Source organism: Mammaliicoccus sp. J-M40 (assembly GCF_022386395.1).
GTDB lineage: Bacteria > Bacillota > Bacilli > Staphylococcales > Staphylococcaceae > Mammaliicoccus > Mammaliicoccus lentus.
Map to the genome: position 1 here is coordinate 144,368 of NZ_JAJNIQ010000002.1, position 21,499 is coordinate 165,866.

The window sequence follows — 21,499 nt, forward strand, 5'->3', positions numbered from 1 at the left end:
TTAATTTCATTACTCTTTTTTTAAATAGCATTGCATTTTAACTGAATATTCATTACAATAAAGATAATGATAATCGTTATCAACTAAGAGAAGTAGGGTGTATCATGGGAAAGTTTTTAATGCGTTTAGATGTATTGATTGTATTATTAGTTATCGCAACATTCTTCTCAATATTTATTGGCGTTTCAGAAGTGAGACCTTTACAAATATTAAGTCTCACAGATGAACAGAAAAATATACTAGTATCTAGTAGAATTCCTAGAACGGTTAGTATTATTATTTCAGGAAGTTGTTTAGCAATATGCGGTCTGATTATGCAACAGTTAACGAGAAATAAATTTGTTTCTCCAACAACAGCAGGCACGATGGATTGGGCAAAGTTAGGTGTTTTAATTTCACTGATACTATTTCCAGACACGAATATATTATTTAAACTTTTATTCGCAACATTACTAAGTTTATTTGGAACAATGTTATTCATGCAAATCCTACAAAGAATTCAATTCAAAGATGTTATTTTTATACCACTTGTAGGGATAATGCTTGGTAACATTGTTTCTAGTTTTTCAACCTTTGTTGCTTTAAGAACAAACGCTGTTCAAAGCATAGGAAACTTTATGCAAGGTAACTTTTCTATCATTACTAGTGGGCGATACGAAATTTTATACATAAGTATTCCTTTATTGATAATTGCGTATATTTTTGCCAACAAATTTACGATTGCAGGTATGGGAAAGGACTTCAGTGTCAACTTAGGATTAAATTACCATAGAATAGTTAATATTGGTTTAATCATTGCATCTATCATTACAGCACTAGTTGTTGTAACAGTAGGAATGATGCCTTTCTTAGGATTAATTATACCGAACTTAATTTCAATATTCAGAGGTGATCATCTTAAAAATGCTTTACCGCACACTGCAATCTTAGGCGCATTGTTTGTTATGATATGCGATATTTTAGGAAGACTGATTATATTCCCATACGAAATTACAATTGGTTTAACAATCGGTGTAATTGGTAGCTTTATTTTCATAGTTTTATTGATGAAAGGACGTTCGAAAAATGCTTAAGAAATTAACACCAGTACAGAAACTCATCCTTTTATCCATTATAACTATTTTAATAGCAGCGTTGTATTTGTTCTATAACATCAATCCAAACATTTTAGAATACCAATTAACAAGTCGTGTAAGAAAGACAATCGCGATGTTATTAGTTGGCGCAAGTATTGCAGTATCAACAGTTATTTTCCAAACAATTACAAACAATAGAATTTTGACACCTTCTATTATTGGTTTAGATGCTGTTTATATGTTTATAAAAACTTCATTAATATTTTTCTTTGGTTCTACTTCAACAATTGTTTTGAATAACCATTTAAATTTCTTAGTGACTTTAGTCGGTATGATTATATTCAGTTTATTCTTATTCCAAATATTATTTAGGTCTAAAGATCAAAATGTGTTTTTCATTTTATTATTAGGTATTGTATTTGGGACATTCTTCTCAAGTTTATCCAGTTTTATAGAGATGATGATAGATCCAGAAGAGTTCTTATCTATTCAAAGTGCAATGTTCGCAAGTTTTAATGCAATTAATGAAGGCATACTTTTAATATCCGGCGTTGTATTAATCATAATGATTATCATTGCGTTCTTTATTAAACCATATTTAGATGTACTTTCATTAGGTAGAGACCAAGCAATCAACCTAGGGGTCAATTATACACAAGTTACAAGATGGTTGATGGTAATGGTAGCATTACTTGTTACAGTTTCTACAGCATTAGTCGGACCTATTACATTTTTAGGTTTACTTGTTGTGAACTTGGCTCATGAATTTATAAAAAGGTTTGAACATAAATATATACTACCAACAGCTATTTTAATTAGTTGGATTAGTTTATTTTTAGGCCAATGGGTAGTTGAACATTTATTTGAAGGCAACACTGAAATTAGCATTATGATCAACTTTATAGGCGGCATTTACTTTATATTCTTAATATTAAAGGAGCGTAATGTAACATGATAAAAGTAGAAGGATTAACGAAAGCTTATCAAAACAATAAAGTCGTAGACGAAGTGGACATCGAAATAGAAACAGGAAAAATCACATCATTTATAGGACCTAATGGTGCAGGTAAAAGTACTGTATTAGCAATGGTTAGTAGATTAATTGAAAAAGATAACGGAAGTATAAAAATAGATAACCATGATATATCTTCAATGAAAAGTAATGATTTGGCGAAAAAACTATCTATTTTAAAACAAACGAACCATACAGAGTTGAAAATCACAGTTAGACAATTAGTAAGTTTCGGGCGTTTCCCATATTCAAAAGGAAAATTGAAAAAAGAAGATCATAAAATGATTGATAAAGCTTTAGAGTATTTAGGTTTAACAGAAATACAAGGCAAATATTTAGGTGAATTATCAGGCGGGCAAAGACAACGTGCTTATATTGCAATGACAATCGCTCAAGATACTGATTACATTTTACTTGATGAACCATTAAATAACCTAGATATGAAACATTCCGTTCAAATTATGAAGATATTAAGAAGACTTGTAAAAGAAATGAATAAAACGATTGTACTCGTGATTCACGATATCAATTTCGCTTCTTGTTATTCAGATAGAATCATTGCCATAAAAGAAGGTAAAGTAGAAATAGCAGGATCTAAAGATGATGTAATAGAAGAACCTGTTCTAAGTGGTATATATGATTTAGATATTAAAATCGAAGAGATCAATGGACAACGCATTTGTGTTTACTTTGATAATGAATATATTGAAGCAGAAGAAATTCAAACTTTAGCAATATAGTCTTTTTACATTGAAAGGAGTGATGCTTGATATTTGCAAGTAAGTAATTATTTATTTATGCACTGTTTTTACATCATTATATATAAGAAGGAGAGTTTAGTTCATGAAGAAAGTATTTAGTTTTATGTTAATAGCAGTATTATCAATCGTATTAGTAGCATGCGGTAATGATTCAAGTAGTAAAGAGGAAAAGTCATCAAAAGACGATACTAAGAGTGATTCTAAAACAGTAGAAATCGAATCTAAATATCAAGTTCGTGGTAAAGAGAAAGATGGCAGTGATGCTAAGACAGTAGAAGAGAAAGTGAAAGTTCCAGTTAATCCTAAGAAAGTTGTTGTATTAGATTATGGTACTTTAGATACAGTTGAAGCATTAGGTGCAAAAGACGCAGTTAAAGGTGTACCTAAAGGTGAAGGCGGCGCTTCATTACCTGAATTCTTAGACACATTCAAAGGTGACGAATTTGTAAACACTGGCTCAGTTAAAGAAGTAAACTACGATAAAATTGCAGAAATTGACCCAGACTTAATTCTATTCTCTGGTCGTACTGCAGGAACTGAAGTACAAGATGAATTGAAAAAAGCAGCTCCAGACGCAGCAAGATTATACGTAGGTGCAGATGATAAAAATTACTTGAACTCAGTTGAAGAAAATACGAATAATTTAGGTGAAATTTTCGATAAAGAAGATAAAGCAAAAGAATTAAACAAGAGCTTAGAGAAGAAAATTAAAGATGTTAAAGCAAAAGCTGATAAATCAGATAAAAAAGCAATGTACTTATTAGCTAACGAAGGTGAGTTATCTACATATGGTCCAGGTGCAAGATTTGGTAGCTTAATCTTCGACGTATTGGATGTAAAACCAGTCGATAAAGACTTAAAAGCAAGCACACATGGCCAACCAGTAAGCTTCGAATATATTTCTGAAAAGAATCCTGACATCATCTATGCCATGGACAGAGGTAAAGCGATTGGTGGAAAAGAAAGTGCTAACAAAGCATTATCAAACGACGTTATCAAAGATGTTACAGCAATTAAAGAAGACAAAGTTGTAAACGTTGATCCACAATTATGGTACTTAGCTTCAGGTGGCGTAAGAACTACTGAAAAACAAGTAGACGAAGTTGCTAAAGGTTTAGAATAAGAAATAAGGCTGAGATATTTTAATGCCCCAGCTTAAAAAGAATACTCCTAATCCTAAGTTTATTTAACTAATGGATTAGGAGTATTTATATATCTGAAAAAGCAGCCAACAAGACAATATTTTGTCTTGTTGGCTGCTTATACGTTTCACTGAAGTGTTTGTTTTAATTTGTTAATTGATCTGTTGGTTCTCCAATAATGCGTACTTCACGTTTCAGCTCTACGTCAAACTTTTCTTTAACGACTTTTTGAACATGTTCAATAATCATTTCGTAATCAGTAGCTGTTCCGTTATCTACATTTACTATAAAACCAGCATGTTTAGTCGATACTTCTACACCGCCTATTCTATGGCCTTGTAGGTCAGCATCTTGTATCAATTTACCTGCAAAGTGGTTAGGAGGTCTTTGGAAAACACTGCCACACGATGGATACTCTAAAGGCTGTTTATCTTGTCTTCTTTGCGTCAAATCATCCATTGTAGCTTGTATTGTCTTTATATCTCCCGGCTGTAATTTGAAAGTTGCTTCAAGTACAACTAAATGTTGACGTTGAACAATACTTGTTCTGTAACCAAGTTCGAGTTCATCGCTTTGTATTGTATATAGCTTGCCTGTATCATCTATAGCTTTAATGTAATCAATGCAATCTTTAACTTCGCCACCATAAGCTCCTGCGTTCATATAGACTGCACCACCGACAGAACCGGGGATGCCACATGCAAATTCCAATCCTGTTAAATGATGGTCTCTTGCACGTCTTGATACATCTATAATCGCTGCGCCACTTCCGCATGTTATACAACCGTCACGAACGTGAATTTGATTGAATTGTAATAAACTGATTACAATACCGCGTATACCCCCGTCTCTAATGATGATATTAGAACCATTCCCTAAAAACGTTAAAGGAATTTGATTAAGGTATGCATATTCTACTATTTTTTGAACTTCTGTATATGAAGTAGGGGATAAGTAAAAGTCTGCTTTTCCACCTGTTTTTGTGAAAGTATATTTTTTTAAAGGTTCATTCACCTTAATTAATGATTTAGGGAGAAATTTTGATAAATCCTCCAAAATTGTAGGGTTATTCACCGTTCGACGTCCTTTCTTTACTGTGCTCTTAAAAATATTATATCAAGATTTTCCAGTTTAAGCGAATAGCTTATGAGCAATGTTTTTCAATAAGTTGTTGAAACCATTGTTGCTTATTGTTCTCATATTCTCTTACACTTTTATTGTTATTTATAGTGTTTGTTTTAAAACTTTGAAATGAGTCTATAACTGAGTTGTCGTGATTTAAAAGTTCATCTACAGTTAAATAATCATATAACATTTGACTGTTTTGTTCAACAATATGTATACGCACAATTTGTCTTAATGTAATCATATCTTTAAATTGAGCCATCATAATTTTCTTCTTATAAGAGTGGTGTAATCTATATATGTTGTGATAGTTTAATCTCTTCTCATCTAAGCTAGTAATATCATGTAATGAACGCACGGTAACAAGTACATCTAAGATAGGTTCAGTTGTATAACGGGTTTGTTTCGTGCCACCTATATGAGAAACATCTTGTATAGGTGTATTTAATAGGCTAAACAATAGTTGTTGAATTTTTATATATTTTGCTTTAAAATTTTTTGTTGATTGTAATTGAATGAACGGTTGAGGTCTTTTTAACATAATAACACTTCCATTAATCAATAATAAGAATATAATATATAACATTTTAATTATCCATGATATTATGTATAATACAAGTGAAACAGAGGTGCAATGATGAAAATAAAATTACTCTACTTAATGTTATTTGTACTTGTATTAATTATTGCAGCTTGTAGTAATGAGGTAAATTCAGATCTTAAAAAGTATAAAAGAGATATGAAACCTATTTATAAAAAAGAAGACACAATTCTTGATAATATTAATCAATTAAATTTAGATAAATTAGATCAACTAGTAGGCACTGAAGTAACAGCTGAAAAACATAAAGAATTGAATAAGCTTCATAAAGAACTTGATAAAGAAGTCTTACCTGAAGTTAAGAGTCTTAAAAAACAAGCTGAGAATATCGAGCCGAGTACACAAGAAGTAAAAGATGCACATAATATTTACGTTAGCAATGTTAAAAAGAGAGAAGACTCTATTTCAGAGCTAAATGAATATATATCGCTATTCGAAAAATCTATCAGATCTAATGAGAAAATATTAGAATATACAGAGGTATTTGAGAAAAATAAAGCAGTAGCTGAAAAAAATGCTAGTAAAGCTAAAGATAGCTCTGAAGATAAAGATGATTATGAAGCGTTAGTATCAGTAATAGATAAAAATAGTGACGATTTAAATAATAAAGCTAAGTATTTAAATGAAGCGCATAGTGTGAAAGAGAAATCACAATATATCCATGATAAAATCATTCCGAGTATATCTAAGTATGTAAAAGCTCTTAATCAAACAAATATTAAATCCAATAGAGTGAATCAAATGAGGCAATCTCAGATTGAAATGTATTACACTTTAAGTGATTATTATAAGGAACGAAAAAAAGGTATTATTATTGAAGAAAAACTTCAAAAAATAAAAGCCCCTGATGACTTTAACAGTAAAGTTACGTACTTAGGAAAAGATGAGAAGTATGATAAAGCTATTGATAGATTAGAAAAATAAAACACACCGTATATTAGAATAAAAGTTTATTCTGTATCGGTGTGTTTCTTTTATTCTTCTTTTTTAACGGTGGATTCTTTCTTCTTAGTTTGAGATAAGTATATATTTTTACCTACTAAAGAGATAACCCAAATCGAAAATGCGATAATTAAGATATATGATAATGCAGGTTGGTTTTTAAAATCGAATAAAAACAGAATAGAAATAATAAGTAAACATGCATTAATCGTATCAATCATTCCCCATCTCTTAATGAGGGTAGGTGTTACATTTTTGGTCAAATAAAGCACCTCCTTATTGTAATTATAGTATATCAAAATTAACTAGTGGTTAATATCAAAGAATGCGGGTAAACATAATTAAGATAAAAATAGAATTTGCCATATAAAACGAATGATGTTATAGTGTTCAATTGTATTGGTTAAATTATGATAGAGGTGAATTAAAATGGTCGTGAAATTAACTTCCATCGATCAATTTGAAAAAGTACTCAATGATAACCCAAACGTATTTGTAATGAAACACAGCAGTACTTGTCCTATTTCGGCAAGTGCGTATGATCAATTTAATAAATTCTTATATGAAAGAGACATGGACGGTTATTATTTAATTGTTCAAGAAGAAAGAGAATTATCTGATTATATAGCTGACAAAACTGGCGTCAAACATGAATCACCACAGGCTTTTTATTTTATAAACGGGAATGCCGAGTGGGATGCAAGTCATGATAATATCACAGTAGCAAGTTTATCGAAAGCAGAAGAGTAATAATGATATAAGACAAACAGTCATATTGACTGTTTGTTTTTTTGTTAAATAGAGAAAAAAACAGTATAATGAATTATGATAAAAAGCATGAGGTGAAAAATATGAGAGTATTAGTTGCGATGGATGAATTTGATGGTATTTTATCAAGTTATCATGCAAATAGATTTGTAGAAGAAGCGATAAAGTCTCAATTTAATGAAGCGGATATAGTGCAAGTACCTTTATTTAATGGTCAAAGAGAAGTTATTGATTCAATATTATTATGGCAATCAGGCACGAAATATTCGGTAGATCATCATGATGCATATATGAACCCTAAGACATCAGTTTATGCAGTTACTGGTAATAACATAACGGTTATAGAAGCGGGTGAAGTGTTAACTTCAAATGAAGAAACAATTAGACCAAGTGAAACCACTTCTTACGGTTTAGGTGAAATGCTTAATGAAGCGCTTAAAGAAAATACTAATGAAATGATTATATCAGTAGGTAACGTTGCAAGTTATGATGGTGGTCTAGGCATGATTCAAGCACTTGGTGCAAAGTTTTATGACGCTGAAGGTGCTTTAGTAGATTTAAGCAAGGGCGCTAAATGGATTAAATATATTAGAACAATAGACTTATATGATTTAGATAAACGTTTGAAAGATAAAAAAATTAAAGTCATTACAGATTTTGAATCTAAATATTATGGTAAAAGTAGTCGAGTTATGAAAGAACGTGAATTAAATCATATCTCGTTAGAAGAGGCTACAGATATAGATAATGCTTTATGGTATATAAGTGAACTGTTTAAGAGTCAGCATAAAACATTATTAGGTAAAGAAGAAAGAGGCGGATCTGGTAGCGGTATAGCTGCTATGTTAAATTGTCTATGGGATGGCGAACTTGTAACTGGTGGAGATGTTGTTAACGAACTGACATACTTAGACCAATTAATTGAGCAAGCTGATTTTGTTGTGTTTGGGGAAGGTTTAAAACCGAACCAACAATTACTCGAGACGACTTCAGTAAGAATTGCAGAATTATGTCATAAACACAATAAAGTTAATATCGCAGTTTGTGCAACAGATGAAAAATTCGATAAATATATTGAACAAGAAGTCACAGCAATGTTTAAAGTACTAAACAAAGATCAATATACGATGACTGAATTAGAAATGGGCATAGCCTTAAGACATTTAACGACACAAGCTTTAAGATTATTGAAAAGCAATTTATAATTAAGAGTCCGGAACATAACAAATGTTTCGGATTTTTGTTATGTAAGCGCGAGTATCTCATTATTTATAATGAATAATAAGAGAGTGGAGCCTCTAACGTGCAAGAAATTTGAAACAAGCTCGTTACATTTTCTAACGAGTTAGTGCGTGTAAACAAGCCCGTTAGCGCAATATTTTCTACGATTTTGTAAAGTGCTGACGCCTGAGGGAATAGTATGGGAGCGAGACTACAGGCTCGAACTATAACCTAGGAAACCTTGCACGAACAAAATCGTAGATCTTATAAAAAATAAGCATATCACTTACAAACTGAAATAATCAGTTAAGTGATATGCTTATTTATTTTGAATTAAGATTGTTTTTCAAATTCAGATAGGATACCTACAATTGTTTGCACTGCTTTTTCCATAACATCAATAGACGCATATTCAAATGGTCCATGGAAATTAGCGCCACCAGTAAATAAATTTGGTGTAGGTAAGCCCATATAAGAAAGTTGAGAACCATCAGTACCACCACGAATCGGCTCTATTACAGGTGTAATACCTAAAGATTTAATCACTTTCTCAGGTATATCGATTAGCTCAGGATGAGGTTTGATTTTTTCACCCATATTATAATATTGGTCATCGATTTGAACTTTAATCAGTTCTTCATCATAATGGTGGTTTAAATTTTTGGCGATATCTAACAAATGATTTTTTCTACGCTCAAATTGTGCTTTGTCATGGTCACGAATAATATATTGTAATGTTGCTTTTTCAACGTTACCTTCCATTTGCATTAAATGGTAAAACCCTTCATATCCTTCAGTATGTTCAGGTACTTCATCAGCTGGTAACTGTTCATTAAAAGTCATTGCTAACGTGTTAGCATTGACCATGACATCTTTAGCTGAACCAGGATGAACATTGACACCATTAACTTCTACAACAGCCATAGCTGCATTAAAGCTTTCGTATTGTAGTTCGCCTTCTAAACTGCCATCCATTGTATAAGCAAAGTCAGCATTGAAACGTTCTACATCAAAGTTGTGTGGCCCTTTACCAATTTCTTCGTCAGGCGTAAAGCTAAATAGAATGTCACCGTGTTTGATTTCTGGATGATCAATTAAGTAAATAATAGCTTCCATAATTTCTACGACACCAGCTTTATCGTCTGCACCTAGCAATGATGTGCCATCAGTTGTCATTAATGTATGCCCGATAACATCTTTTAATTGTGGGAAAGTATTTGGGCTAAGCACTTTTTCTGTCTGACCTAACTGAATATCTTCCCCGTTATAATTTTCTACAATTACTGGATTAATGTTTGTAGCATTATAATCAGGTGATGTATCAATATGTGCTAATAAACCAACAGTAGGAACCTTTTTATCGGTATTAGATGGTAATGTAGCCATTAAATACCCTTTGTCATCTACTGTTACTTCAAGGTTAAGTGCTTTAATTTCTTCTTCAAGAAGTTTAATTAAATCCCATTGCTTTTCAGTAGAAGGTGTTGTTGTACTATTTGGATCCGCTTGTGTGTCTATCTTTACATATCTTTCTAATCGATCAATTAGACGTTGTTTCACATTATTCTCTCCCTTTTACTTCTATTTACTTTACTTATTATACGCTTTTTTGTTTCTTAGAAGCAAAAAATTGCTTAGTACGAATGTAAATTTGGAAGACAATTTCTGAACTTAAAATACCAAACGCAATAGCTCCAGATATTAGTGTAGCTTGTAATGACGTATTGATAGCTACATCATAATTATTAATAACTAAGTTTTTAGTGGCATCATAAGCTAAACCACCGGGAACTAAAGGAATAATACCAGCTACTATAAAAATAATCATAGGACGTTTATAGTAGCGGCTCATGATATGACTCATGATAGCTAAAGTGAAACTCCCGTAGAACGAAGCTTGAACTTTATCAATACCGAAGTCTAAAGAAACAGTATAAATCATCCAAGCTATGGCGCCAACAACACCACAAGCAATTAGAAGTCTTCTAGGTGCATTAAAAATGACAGAGAAGAATAATGTTGCAGTAAAACTTAATAGTATTTGATAAATATAATCTAACATTCATAGCACCTTCCTTAACTTAGTAATAATACAATTGCTACGCCAGCACCGATTGCAAATGCTGTTAAAGCCGCTTCTACACCTTTAGAAATACCAGCTAATAATTGACCAGCCATCAAATCTCTTATTGCATTTGTAATAAGAACACCTGGCACAAGTGGCATAACAGAGGCAATGGTAATTAAACTTAAATTATCTCCGTAAAAGAAATTGACACTTATTGTAGCTATTGTAGCTATAATTAATGAACTAATAAATTCAGTAAAAAATTTAATGCGTATCGTATTATGTACAATTGCCATTGTTAAATACCCAGTACCACCAGCTATAAATGAAGGGATAACATCAGGTTGTTTACCACCAAACATAGGTAAGAAACATGCTGATGCAATAGCTGCTGCCAAAACTTTTAACCAAAAAGGAAATTGTAATGCAGCATGATGTAAATGTATCAATTCAGATTTAGCTTCATCTATCGATAATTCGTTATTTGCAATCTTTCTGGAAATTTGATTCGTCAGAGATATTTTCTCTAAATCTGTCGATCTTTCATCTATTCTTATCAATCTAGTGTTAGTTCTATCATTTAATGAGAAAATAATTGCTGTGGAAGTTACAAAGCTATGTGTATTTTCTAAGCCATAACTCGTTGCGATTCTAGCCATTGTGTCTTCAACTCTATATGTTTCAGCACCGCTTTCCAAAAGGATGCGTCCTGCTGTCATAACGACATCGATTATTTTATTCTCATCTATTATCGTGAAGTCCTTTAATTCTTCCATAATAACCTCCATGTTCGCAATGAATAAAATATAATCCTTATATAACAACAATTCAACAAAAAACATAGAATTGCAATAGGCAATTCTATGTTTAGTTTATAATTTAATAATTGGATTGAACATTACTTTGTTTTGACCTTGTAATTTCGCTTCATGTAACATATCATCCGCGTCTTTAAATACACGTCTTTTAGATTTATTATCCTCTTCTGTTAAATAGCCGACCCCTATGGAGACAGAAAGTTTTATTGTGTCTTTGTTAGGTAAATGGAACGTTGATTGTTGCACACTATCTCTAATACTTTCGGCTAACTTAATCGCACTATCTAATGATTCATCAATCAATATAATAGAAAATTCTTCTCCTCCGTTACGGAATGCTTTTACGTCTTTAGGCAAGTAATTAATGAGTAATTGGGACATCTGTTTGAGTACTGCATCACCAGCCGTATGAGAATATTCATCATTTACATCTTTAAATCCATCTATATCAATTAACAACAATGCCATAGATTGTTGTTGTTCAGTAACGAGTTCAGTTGTTCTATTTAAATATCTATCGAATTCTTTTACGTTTCCTAATCCAGTTAAATAATCGACTGATTCTTCATTTTCATAACGGGAAATAAGATTTTTAAGAATCCATATATCGCGATAAACACTCGCACTAATAATACTAAGGATAAAGGAAATTGGTACGAGAAACAACCATTCATTCAACCATGAATCAGGGTTTAAGAATATTAAAGTAATAACAATAATAAGGATACTGATTAAATATAATAATTGTACGCTAACAAAATCACTTTGTTTAAGAAATGGACCAATCATACCAACTACTACTGCTATTATGAGTAGATGTAAGTCATCTAAAAATGGTGTGTTGAATATAAACATATCTACTAGCAAAATGATGACTGCACTGAATGAGGTATAAAATAAATTTGTAAATCTACCTAAGAACAATAACGGGATAAAGCTTAACGTGATAACATAATCATGATATTGAATAGGGTTGGATATTAACAATATCGAAACACCAGTCATTAGAATGGTGATATAATTTTGTGAAAATTTTACGGTTCTAGTTTCACTATATTGGATGCGATGGTATAGATAAAAAGACGCAATAGTTACAGAAATATTAAATATAATTGCTTGTATCATATAGCACCATCCTTCATTTTATAAGCCATATGATATTGTAATCTATTAGATGACGTTTGTCACGATATAACAAGTATTTTCGGAAAAAAAGTTTCATTTTTCACAGCTTGTAGGAATTAAAAGCGGAATATTTACTACTGAAACAATTGGGAATATATGGGATGCAGTGGTTTTTATAGCATGTGAGCTGAAATTTTGATATTCTTAAAGAAATGTTTTATTAACATTATTCTTCAATTATAAGATGAAGGTGAATCCATGTTTACTTTGCAATTAATATTATTAACGATGATTGTGAGCTTAATACTTACACCTTTAGTAATTGTACTTTCTAAAAAAATAGGTGCTGTTGATATGCCTAATGTAAGAAAAGTACATACTAAACCAGTTTCAGTATTGGGCGGAACAGTTATTTTGCTATCTTTTCTTATCGGGTTATGGTGGGGCAAACCAGTTGAACATGAAATAATACCTATTATATTAGGCGCAATTGTTATTTATTTAATTGGTTTAGTCGATGATTTATACGATATGAAACCACTGGTGAAACTTGCAGGACAAATAGCAGTTTCACTTATAGTTGTATTAAATGGTGTTACATTAGACTTTATAACATTACCTTTTGGAATTGTTATAGAATTCGGCATATTTAGTATACCTATGACTATATTTTGGGTAGTCGCAGTTATGAATGCAATTAATTTAATAGATGGATTAGATGGTCTAGCTTCAGGTATTTCGTGTATTGCGCTTGTAACGATTGGATTTATTGCCATATTACAACAAAATATTTTCATAATGATGATATGTAGCGTGTTAATTGGTTCGTTATTAGGATTTTTAGTTTTCAATTCGCATCCAGCAAAAATATTCCTTGGAGATAGTGGTGCATTGTTGTTAGGTTATATTATTGGTGTTTTATCACTATTAGGTTTTAAAAACATTACATTAATATCACTATTTTTCCCGATGGTTATTTTAGCAGTACCATTTATAGACATGTTGTTTGCTATAATTCGAAGATTACATAATAAGCAATCCATAGTACAGGCAGATAAATCACATTTACATCATAAGTTATTGGATTTAGGCTATACACATAGACAGACAGTAGTATTAATCTATATGATTGCTATATTGTTTAGCATATCTAGTGTCATACTATACTTATCACCGCCATACGGTGTATTGATGATGTTTATTATGATTTTAATTACAATTGAATTAATCGTAGAATTTACAGGTTTAATACATCCTAATTACAGACCTATACTCAATTTATTAACACGGTCTAAATATAAAGAAGAACGCTAAATTTAGCGTTCTTCTTCTTTGTTATATGGAAACGGTAAGGCAATAGTTTCTTCTCTATTTAATTCGTATTTTCCTTGATTAATTTCATCTAAGAAATTCATAAAGTTTTCTTCTTCTGAGGCAATCACGTGTATCGTATATTTCACTTTATCAGTGTAGGCTGTATCAACAAGCATATATTCTGTTTGTTGTAATTCATATTCAAAACGGCCCGTTTGATCATAATCTAAAGTGACTTCAAACGGTATAGCTTCAAGTAAAATGATACGACCGATTTCATTAATCACTTGGCTTACTGCACTTCCGTAAGCTCTGATAAGTCCTCCGGCACCAAGTTTTATGCCACCAAAGTAACGGGTAACCACAACAACTACATTATGTAATTGTTGCTTTTTTAATACTTCGAGCATTGGTACACCAGCAGTTCCAGAAGGCTCTCCGTCATCATTGGCTTTTTGTGTGAGCATAGTTGGTCCGATGACGTAACTTGAGCAGTTATGAGTCGCTGAATGATGTTCTTTTTTCTTTTGCTGTATGAATGCTTTAGCTTCTTCTTCTGTTTCGGCCGGGTGAATACTCGCTATAAATCTAGATTTATTTATTATTATTTCAGTTTCATGTGGTGCTTTTATAGTAATTAGTCCTTCAGCCATGTTAAAACTTCTCCCTTTACATCGTTATCTGTTACGATATATTATATACTATTGAAATTAGACGGGAAAGGATTGTATCAATTGAAGAAGAATAAATTAATATTTTTATGCATAGCTTTGACTTTAATATTAGCGGCGTGTGGTTCTAAAGATGAACCTAAACAAGAAACGAAGGATAAAGACGATAGCCAAGGTGTATTATTAGATGATAAAGGCAATCCGAAAGAAACAATTGAGGTAGATAAAGATACAGAGAAAGCTGTTAAAGATGCGATTGAGAAAAATAGGAAATCTTTAAACGAAGGTAATGTAGATAAGTATATTGATACGATAGATCATGATTCAAAACAGTTAGATGTTAAAGAAGAAAAGTCAGTTTTACAAGATACGCTTAAAGATTATAAGTTTGATAAAAAAATTTCTAATATTAAATTTTTAGAAAAAGATAAAGATAAGGTTGTTGTGTTTTATAATGTAGATACTACAGCTCACCCGAAAAGTGGTGGAGATGATGAAAAAAAATCATTTAATGAAGTCGTAACACTTGTTAAGAAAGATAACACTTATAAGTATTCTAAAATGGCACAAGCAGCAATTTAATAGATAAAGTACTTTTCAAATATCTGTTTATTAGATATGATGTTTATGGAAGAGAATCTAGGAGGAAAAATTTTATGAAAATTGCTGTAATAACGGATTCGACAGCATATTTAGATCAGGCTTATATTGATGAATATCAAATTAAAATAATCCCTTTAAATGTGATTTTTAAAGATGAAACATACAGAGAATTAATAGATTTAAATACGGAAGATTTTTATAAAAGAATGAGAAATGAAACACAACTACCAACTACTTCTCAACCTACAATTGGAGACTATGTAGCGTTATTAGAAGAATTGGAAAGAGAAGGATATACAGATGTGATTGCAATTCATCTATCCAGTGGTATTAGCGGTGCTTACCAAGGTGCTATTACTGCAAACTCTATGGTTGAAGGTATAAAAGTACATCCATTTGACTCAGAAATATCTTGTATGGTTCAAGGCTTTTACACGTTGAAAGCTAGTCAACTTATTCGAGAGAATGTGCCGCTTGAAAGCATTTTAAAGCAATTAGAAGAAATGAAGCAAGCAGCCAATGCATACTTTATAGTTGATGATTTAAACAACCTTAAAAAGGGCGGACGTCTTAATGGCGCTCAAGCTTTAGTAGGCACAATGTTACAGGTGAAACCTATACTTCATTTTGTTGATACTAAAATTGTCCCTTATGAGAAGGTTAGAACGAAAAAAAGAGCAATGAAACGAATCGAAGAACAAATTGCTAAAGAAATAGACCAGTCTTCGGAAGTTTCAATCTGTGTTATACATGCCAATGATGAAGAAGGCGCACTTGCTTGGAAGAAACAACTAGAAGAAAAGTTTCCAAAAGCAAATGTAATTATTAGTTACTTTGGTCCTGTCATTGGAACACATTTAGGAGAAGGCTCTTTAGGTGTAGGCTATACAACAACACCAATCGATTTAACAAAATAATATAATGTCAGCACAAAAAGCATATGCTTTTTGTGCTTTTTTATTGGAGGTAATATGAAATATTATGGCCGTATTTGTCATGATTTAAGTGACATTACTGATGAAAAAATTTTAAAAACTTTACCAGGGGTTACAATCGTTAATGATAAGTATAAATGTAATCAATGTACAAATACTGATCAAAGGATGTTCTATCATTATTATTGTTACCACTGTAATAAAGAAACTATTTATTGTAGAAGTTGTATTCAACTTGGTAAAGTTCAAAGTTGTAAAAATATATACGTGATAGAAAGTCACAGAGAAGAGACATCTGGATACTTTAAACTAGATTTTAAATTAAGTCCTCAACAAGAACTAGCTTCTCAAAAGGTTAGTGAAGCTATCTTGTCACATTCCCCATTGCTATTGCACGCAGTTACAGGTGCAGGAAAGACAGAAATGATTTTTGAAGGTATTTCTCAAGCAAGACGTAAAGGTTATAACGTGGCTGTTGTCTCTCCAAGAGTAGATGTTGTTAAAGAAGTATATTTAAGGTTGAAACAGGCTTTTGTTGATGAACAAATAGATTTATTATATGAAGGACAGTTTGCTAAATTTAACAGCACCTTTATTGTATCTACAGTTCATCAGTTGATGAGATATTATCAACATTTTGATGTGGTAATCGTTGACGAGGTTGATGCATTTCCTTTAGAAATGGATAATCAGTTAATGACAACGATAAGTAAAGCAACTCGTATACAATCTAGTCATATTTATTTAACTGCTACTCCTAACAAACAACTGCGTTCACTTTTCAAAGAACATCAAATAATAACTTTACCTGCACGCTATCACGGACACTCTCTACCTGTACCAGAATTTCATTATAATATTGTTAAGACAACAAAAATAAATCATAAATTACTAAAATTTTTAAAAAGACAAGTTAATGAAAATAGAAAAACATTTGTATTTTTCCACGATATTAATTATATGGAATCTGTATTCAAACTATATACGCAGTACTTTTCAAAGATTGAATGTGTATCGAGTCAAGATCCAGAAAGACATGAGAAAGTTAGTCGTTTAAGAAATAACGAAGTTGATATCATGTTTACAACGACTATTTTAGAGAGAGGTGTTACGTTACCAGCATTGGATGTTGTAATTATTCGAACAGATATGTTTACTTCAAGTGCTATTATTCAAATTGCAGGAAGAGTCGGTAGAAAGACTTCTAATCCGACAGGAAACGTAATATGTTACAACAAAGGGATAACTAAAGAAATGGACTTAGCAAGAAAAGAAATTATGAGCATGAATAAACTTGCTAAAGAAAGAGGATGGTTAAAGTGAAAAAATGCTTAATCTGTCAAAATTCAATAAATGAATCGATAAATTTATTGAATTTATTTAATCAATCTCAAAATATATGCCGATCTTGCCAGTTAAATTTGACGTTCAATCATAATGTACGAAGATGTACAAAATGTTTGAAAATATTATCAGAAGATGAACATGAATGTTTAGATTGTATGTGGTTATCTCAAAGTTATAAGTTAATTAATCAACTACATACACTTTATGATTATCAAACTTTCATTAAAACATTGATGCATCAATATAAATTTTCTGGAGATTTAGCATTGTACGAAATATTTCAAATACCTAGAAAGATAATTAAAAATTATGATTTAATCGTGCCAGCACCTATTAATGATAATAAACTAAGAAATAGAACTTTCGATCACGTTGCGTACGTATTAGATAAACAAAACATACCTTATACACAACTATTTCAAACAGAAGAACGAAAAAAACAAGCTTGCTTGTCGAAAAAAGAAAGGTCAGAACAAAATAATCCATTTAAATTAATCGACGAAATAAACTTAGAAAATAAAAAAATATTACTAGTAGATGATATCTATACGACGGGTCTAACATTACATCAAATGGCCGAGCATTTATTTGTTAGAAAAATCAGAAAACTAGATGCCTTAACATTTGCAAGAGGATAAAATAATGGTAAAATAATAGTAGGAAGAAACACAAAGAGAATAGCGCATTAAAGGAGTCGGTGCTTTATGATCAGATTTGAAATTCATGGTGAAAACATCACAGTGACTGATCCGATAAGAAATTATATTGAGGACAAAGTAGGTAAATTAGAACGTTACTTTACAAATGTCCCGGAAGCGATAGCTCATGTTAAAATTAAAACTTATCAGGATTCAAGTAGTAAAGTTGAAGTAACAATTCCGTTGAAAGAAGTTACTTTAAGAGCTGAAGAAAAACATGATGATTTATATGCTGGAATCGACTTAATAACTAACAAATTAGAAAGACAAGTGCGTAAGTACAAAACAAAAGTAAACAGAAAGTATCGTGATAAAGGACGAGAAAAAGACATATTCGCTACTACTGAACCTGGTTATCCGGAGGAAAACGAAGAAAGCGATAGTGAAATAGAAATCATTCGTTCTAAACAGTTCGCATTGAAACCTATGGATTCTGAAGAAGCTGTTTTACAAATGAATCTACTAGGTCATGATTTCTACATCTTCACAGATGCAGAAACAGATGGAACAAGTATAGTTTACAAACGTAAAGACGGTAAATATGGTTTAATTGAAACATCAATACAATAAATGAATAAACCGAAAACTGATGCAGAACTTCTGTGTCAGTTTTCTTTGTGTAATAATAGCTTTTCGTTAAAAGAGCTGGTAATCTTAAATAGTATAAAAATAAAAATAAAAGTGTTATGATATATTGTTGTAAGATTACTAGTTTCCTAGTTGAAGGAGAGAACAAAATGGGTTTTTTATCAAAATTAGCTGATGGTAATAAGCGAGTTGTAAAATCACTTGCAAAATTAGCAGATCAAGTCATCGGTTTTGAAGACGAAATTGCAAAACTAACAGATGACCAATTAAGAGAAAAGACAGTACAATACCAAAAAGAATTGGCAGAGATAGAAGATTATAAAAAACAAGAAAAGTATTTAGATAAAATACTTCCAGAAGCATATGCAATCGTAAGAGAAGCTTCTACACGTGTATTTAGCATGACACCATTTAAAGTACAAGTTATGGGTGGTATTGCAATTCATCGTGGTGATATATCAGAAATGAAAACTGGTGAAGGTAAAACGTTAACAGCAACAATGCCTGTATATTTAAATGCTCTGAGTGGCAGAGGGGTACATGTTGTTACAGTAAACGAATATTTATCTAGTTTCCAAAGTGAAGAAATGGCAAAACTATACAACTTCTTAGGTTTATCTGTAGGCTTGAATTTAAATTCTTTAAGTACAGAAGAAAAAAGAGCGGCATATGCTGCAGATATTACGTATAGTACGAATAATGAATTAGGCTTTGACTATTTAAGAGATAACATGGTCACATACAAAGATGACCGCGTAATGAGACCATTAAACTTTGCTATTATCGATGAAGTCGACTCTATTTTAATTGACGAAGCGAGAACACCGTTAATCATATCTGGTGAAGCAGAAAAATCTACGACACTTTATACTCAAGCAAATGTTTTCGTTAAAATGTTAAAAGATGAAGATGACTTTACGTATGATGAAAAGACAAAAGCGATTACGTTAACTGAACAAGGTATTGATAAAGCAGAACGCATGTTTAAAATAGATAACTTATTCGATGTTAAAAATGTAAACTTAATGCATCATATCAACATTGCATTAAAAGCAAATCGTACGATGTTTAAAGACAAGGACTATGTTGTTGAAGACGGTGAAATAATGATTGTTGACCAATTTACTGGTCGTACAATGCCGGGCCGTCGTTTCTCAGATGGATTGCATCAAGCTATTGAAGCTAAGGAAGGATTAGAAATTCAAAATGAGTCTAAAACAATGGCTTCTATTACATTCCAAAACTTCTTTAGAATGTACAATAAATTATCTGGTATGACAGGTACTGCTAAGACGGAAGAAGAAGAATTTAGAAACATTTATAATATGACTGTAACTCAAATTCCTACTAATCGACCTATTCAACGTAAAGATGAAGCAGATATGATATTTGCGTCTCAAAAAGGTAAGTTTGATGCTGTTGTTAGAGATGTCATCGAATTATACAAAAAAGGTCAACCAGTACTATTAGGTACAGTAGCGGTTGAAACGAGTGAATATATCTCGAACTTACTGAAGAAAAAAGGCGTAAGACATGATGTTTTAAACGCGAAAAACCATGAACGTGAAGCGGAAATTATTCAAAGCGCTGGTGAAAAAGGCGCTGTTACAATCGCGACAAACATGGCTGGTCGTGGTACAGACATTAAACTAGGCGAAGGCGTTATAGAATTAGGTGGACTAGCAGTTATTGGTACAGAAAGACATGAATCTAGACGTATTGATGACCAATTAAGAGGTCGTTCTGGACGTCAAGGTGACGTTGGTAAAAGTAGATTCTATTTATCGTTACAAGATGAATTAATGGTGAGATTCGGCTCTGAACGCATGCAATCATTGATGGGCAGACTAGGTATGAATGATGATACACCTATTGAATCAAAAATGGTTTCAAGAGCGGTAGAGTCTGCTCAAAAACGTGTTGAAGGTAATAACTTTGATGCTCGTAAACGTCTATTAGAATATGATGATGTCTTAAGACAACAACGTGAAATTATATACGGTGAACGTAATGATATTATTGAAAATGATAATGTCGAAAATATCGTTAAAGGTATGATTAAATCTTCTCTTGAACGTGGTATAAACTATCATTTATCTGCTAATGAAGATGATATTGATTATGAAGCACTTGTTCAATATATCGAAGATTCTTATCTACAACCTGGTGTAATTAAAGCAGATGATATCCGTGGAAGAGACTATGAAGATATCCAAGAAATTGTACTTGAGAAAATTAAAGACCAATATAAACATCAACAAGAAGAATTCGGAGATCAAATGTCTGAATTTGAACGTATGATTGTATTAAGAACGATAGACCGTAAATGGACAGATCATATCGATACGATGGATCAATTACGTACAGGTATTCACTTGAGATCTTATGGTCAAATAAATCCATTGCGTGAATATCAAAATGAAGGTTTAGAATTATTTGAAACAATGTTAAGTGACATTGAAGACGAAGTAAGTAAGTATATTTTAAAAGCTACAATTGACCGCGGTGAACAAGTAGAACGTCAACAAGTTGAAATTGGTGAAGCTAAACACGTTGGAGCAAACGACGGTAAAGAAAAAGTAAAACCTAAACCGATTGTTAAAGATGAACAAGTAGGTCGAAATGACCCTTGTCCTTGTGGAAGCGGCAAAAAATATAAAAATTGTCACGGTAAAGCGTAAAGG

At 31.8% G+C, this 21,499-nt stretch carries 22 protein-coding genes; 14 read left to right on the forward strand and 8 right to left on the reverse strand.

Annotation, left to right across the window (positions count from 1 at the left end):
• Positions 1 to 104 precede the first annotated feature (104 nt).
• From LQ688_RS03315 to LQ688_RS03330, 4 genes are all read left to right on the forward strand, one after another.
• Complete coding sequence (locus LQ688_RS03315; RefSeq protein ID WP_017000362.1) at positions 105 to 1,073, forward strand: ABC transporter permease; 969 nt, start codon at positions 105 to 107, stop codon at positions 1,071 to 1,073.
• Complete coding sequence (locus LQ688_RS03320) at positions 1,066 to 2,031, forward strand: iron chelate uptake ABC transporter family permease subunit (protein ID WP_064204700.1); 966 nt, start codon at positions 1,066 to 1,068, stop codon at positions 2,029 to 2,031. Before LQ688_RS03315 ends, LQ688_RS03320 begins: the two co-directional genes overlap by 8 nt.
• The gene (locus tag LQ688_RS03325) at positions 2,028 to 2,828 is read left to right on the forward strand and encodes an iron ABC transporter ATP-binding protein (protein ID WP_064210867.1); all 801 of its coding nucleotides are present in this window, start codon (positions 2,028 to 2,030) and stop codon (positions 2,826 to 2,828) included. The genes LQ688_RS03320 and LQ688_RS03325 overlap by 4 nt, the downstream gene beginning before the upstream one ends.
• A 103-nt stretch (positions 2,829 to 2,931) precedes the next feature.
• The gene (locus LQ688_RS03330; RefSeq protein WP_135021471.1) at positions 2,932 to 3,972 is read left to right on the forward strand and encodes a ferrated catecholamine ABC transporter substrate-binding lipoprotein SstD; all 1,041 of its coding nucleotides are present in this window, start codon (positions 2,932 to 2,934) and stop codon (positions 3,970 to 3,972) included.
• Between the two features lie 163 nt (positions 3,973 to 4,135).
• Here LQ688_RS03330 and murB read toward each other — a convergent pair whose 3' ends face one another.
• Positions 4,136 to 5,065: a UDP-N-acetylmuramate dehydrogenase gene (gene murB / locus LQ688_RS03335; protein WP_064210869.1), complete on the reverse strand. Its 930-nt coding sequence runs from the start codon at positions 5,063 to 5,065 to the stop codon at positions 4,136 to 4,138.
• Between the two features lie 70 nt (positions 5,066 to 5,135).
• Entirely contained in the window at positions 5,136 to 5,657 is a 522-nt protein-coding gene (locus tag LQ688_RS03340) for a GrpB family protein (RefSeq protein ID WP_239724803.1), read from the reverse strand.
• Positions 5,658 to 5,753: 96 nt separating this feature from the next.
• Here LQ688_RS03340 and LQ688_RS03345 point away from each other — a divergent pair, with 96 nt between their 5' ends.
• The gene (locus LQ688_RS03345) at positions 5,754 to 6,641 is read left to right on the forward strand and encodes an EMYY motif lipoprotein (protein WP_064210870.1); all 888 of its coding nucleotides are present in this window, start codon (positions 5,754 to 5,756) and stop codon (positions 6,639 to 6,641) included.
• A gap of 50 nt (positions 6,642 to 6,691) precedes the next feature.
• Here LQ688_RS03345 and LQ688_RS03350 read toward each other — a convergent pair whose 3' ends face one another.
• Positions 6,692 to 6,922 (reverse strand): hypothetical protein, encoded by a 231-nt coding sequence (locus LQ688_RS03350; RefSeq protein WP_017000357.1) that lies wholly within the window; start codon positions 6,920 to 6,922, stop codon positions 6,692 to 6,694.
• Between the two features lie 166 nt (positions 6,923 to 7,088).
• On the opposite strand from LQ688_RS03350, the gene ytxJ reads away from it, so the two are divergent.
• Both ytxJ and LQ688_RS03360 read left to right on the forward strand, forming a co-directional pair.
• Positions 7,089 to 7,409 carry a bacillithiol system redox-active protein YtxJ gene (gene ytxJ, locus LQ688_RS03355; RefSeq protein ID WP_017000356.1) on the forward strand — a complete coding sequence of 107 codons (321 nt, stop codon included), beginning with the start codon at positions 7,089 to 7,091 and terminating at the stop codon, positions 7,407 to 7,409.
• A 101-nt stretch (positions 7,410 to 7,510) separates the two neighbouring features.
• Entirely contained in the window at positions 7,511 to 8,632 is a 1,122-nt protein-coding gene (locus LQ688_RS03360) for a glycerate kinase (RefSeq protein WP_064210871.1), read from the forward strand.
• Positions 8,633 to 8,981: 349 nt separating this feature from the next.
• Here LQ688_RS03360 and pepT read toward each other — a convergent pair whose 3' ends face one another.
• The 4 genes from pepT to gdpS all read right to left on the reverse strand — a co-directional run bounded on the left by pepT (position 8,982) and on the right by gdpS (position 12,659).
• A complete protein-coding gene (gene pepT, locus LQ688_RS03365) occupies positions 8,982 to 10,208 on the reverse strand; it encodes a peptidase T (protein WP_239752626.1) in 1,227 nt (408 codons plus the stop codon).
• 37 nt (positions 10,209 to 10,245) lie between these two features.
• Entirely contained in the window at positions 10,246 to 10,710 is a 465-nt protein-coding gene (locus tag LQ688_RS03370) for a threonine/serine exporter family protein (RefSeq protein ID WP_016998600.1), read from the reverse strand.
• 14 nt (positions 10,711 to 10,724) lie between these two features.
• The gene (locus tag LQ688_RS03375) at positions 10,725 to 11,492 is read right to left on the reverse strand and encodes a threonine/serine exporter family protein (protein WP_016998599.1); all 768 of its coding nucleotides are present in this window, start codon (positions 11,490 to 11,492) and stop codon (positions 10,725 to 10,727) included.
• A 96-nt stretch (positions 11,493 to 11,588) separates the two neighbouring features.
• Positions 11,589 to 12,659 (reverse strand): GGDEF domain-containing protein GdpS, encoded by a 1,071-nt coding sequence (gdpS, locus tag LQ688_RS03380; protein ID WP_239724801.1) that lies wholly within the window; start codon positions 12,657 to 12,659, stop codon positions 11,589 to 11,591.
• A 258-nt stretch (positions 12,660 to 12,917) separates the two neighbouring features.
• On the opposite strand from gdpS, the gene LQ688_RS03385 reads away from it, so the two are divergent.
• Entirely contained in the window at positions 12,918 to 13,973 is a 1,056-nt protein-coding gene (locus LQ688_RS03385) for a glycosyltransferase family 4 protein (RefSeq protein WP_016998597.1), read from the forward strand.
• Positions 13,974 to 13,975: 2 nt separating this feature from the next.
• On the opposite strand, the gene LQ688_RS03390 is transcribed toward LQ688_RS03385, so the two are convergent.
• Complete coding sequence (locus tag LQ688_RS03390) at positions 13,976 to 14,626, reverse strand: YigZ family protein (RefSeq protein ID WP_064210873.1); 651 nt, start codon at positions 14,624 to 14,626, stop codon at positions 13,976 to 13,978.
• 81 nt (positions 14,627 to 14,707) lie between these two features.
• On the opposite strand from LQ688_RS03390, the gene LQ688_RS03395 reads away from it, so the two are divergent.
• The 6 genes from LQ688_RS03395 to secA all read left to right on the forward strand — a co-directional run bounded on the left by LQ688_RS03395 (position 14,708) and on the right by secA (position 21,496).
• Entirely contained in the window at positions 14,708 to 15,226 is a 519-nt protein-coding gene (locus LQ688_RS03395; protein WP_016998595.1) for a hypothetical protein, read from the forward strand.
• Positions 15,227 to 15,300: 74 nt separating this feature from the next.
• Entirely contained in the window at positions 15,301 to 16,164 is an 864-nt protein-coding gene (fakB1, locus tag LQ688_RS03400) for a fatty acid kinase binding subunit FakB1 (protein WP_016998594.1), read from the forward strand.
• A gap of 54 nt (positions 16,165 to 16,218) precedes the next feature.
• Complete coding sequence (locus LQ688_RS03405) at positions 16,219 to 17,505, forward strand: DEAD/DEAH box helicase family protein (protein WP_239724800.1); 1,287 nt, start codon at positions 16,219 to 16,221, stop codon at positions 17,503 to 17,505.
• A gap of 137 nt (positions 17,506 to 17,642) precedes the next feature.
• On the forward strand, positions 17,643 to 18,167 hold the full coding sequence (locus tag LQ688_RS03410) for a ComF family protein (protein ID WP_082894567.1): 525 nt from the start codon (positions 17,643 to 17,645) through the stop codon (positions 18,165 to 18,167).
• A 66-nt stretch (positions 18,168 to 18,233) separates the two neighbouring features.
• Positions 18,234 to 18,797: a ribosome hibernation-promoting factor, HPF/YfiA family gene (gene hpf, locus LQ688_RS03415; RefSeq protein WP_017000801.1), complete on the forward strand. Its 564-nt coding sequence runs from the start codon at positions 18,234 to 18,236 to the stop codon at positions 18,795 to 18,797.
• Between the two features lie 167 nt (positions 18,798 to 18,964).
• A complete protein-coding gene (gene secA, locus LQ688_RS03420; protein WP_017000800.1) occupies positions 18,965 to 21,496 on the forward strand; it encodes a preprotein translocase subunit SecA in 2,532 nt (843 codons plus the stop codon).
• Positions 21,497 to 21,499: the final 3 nt, after the last annotated feature.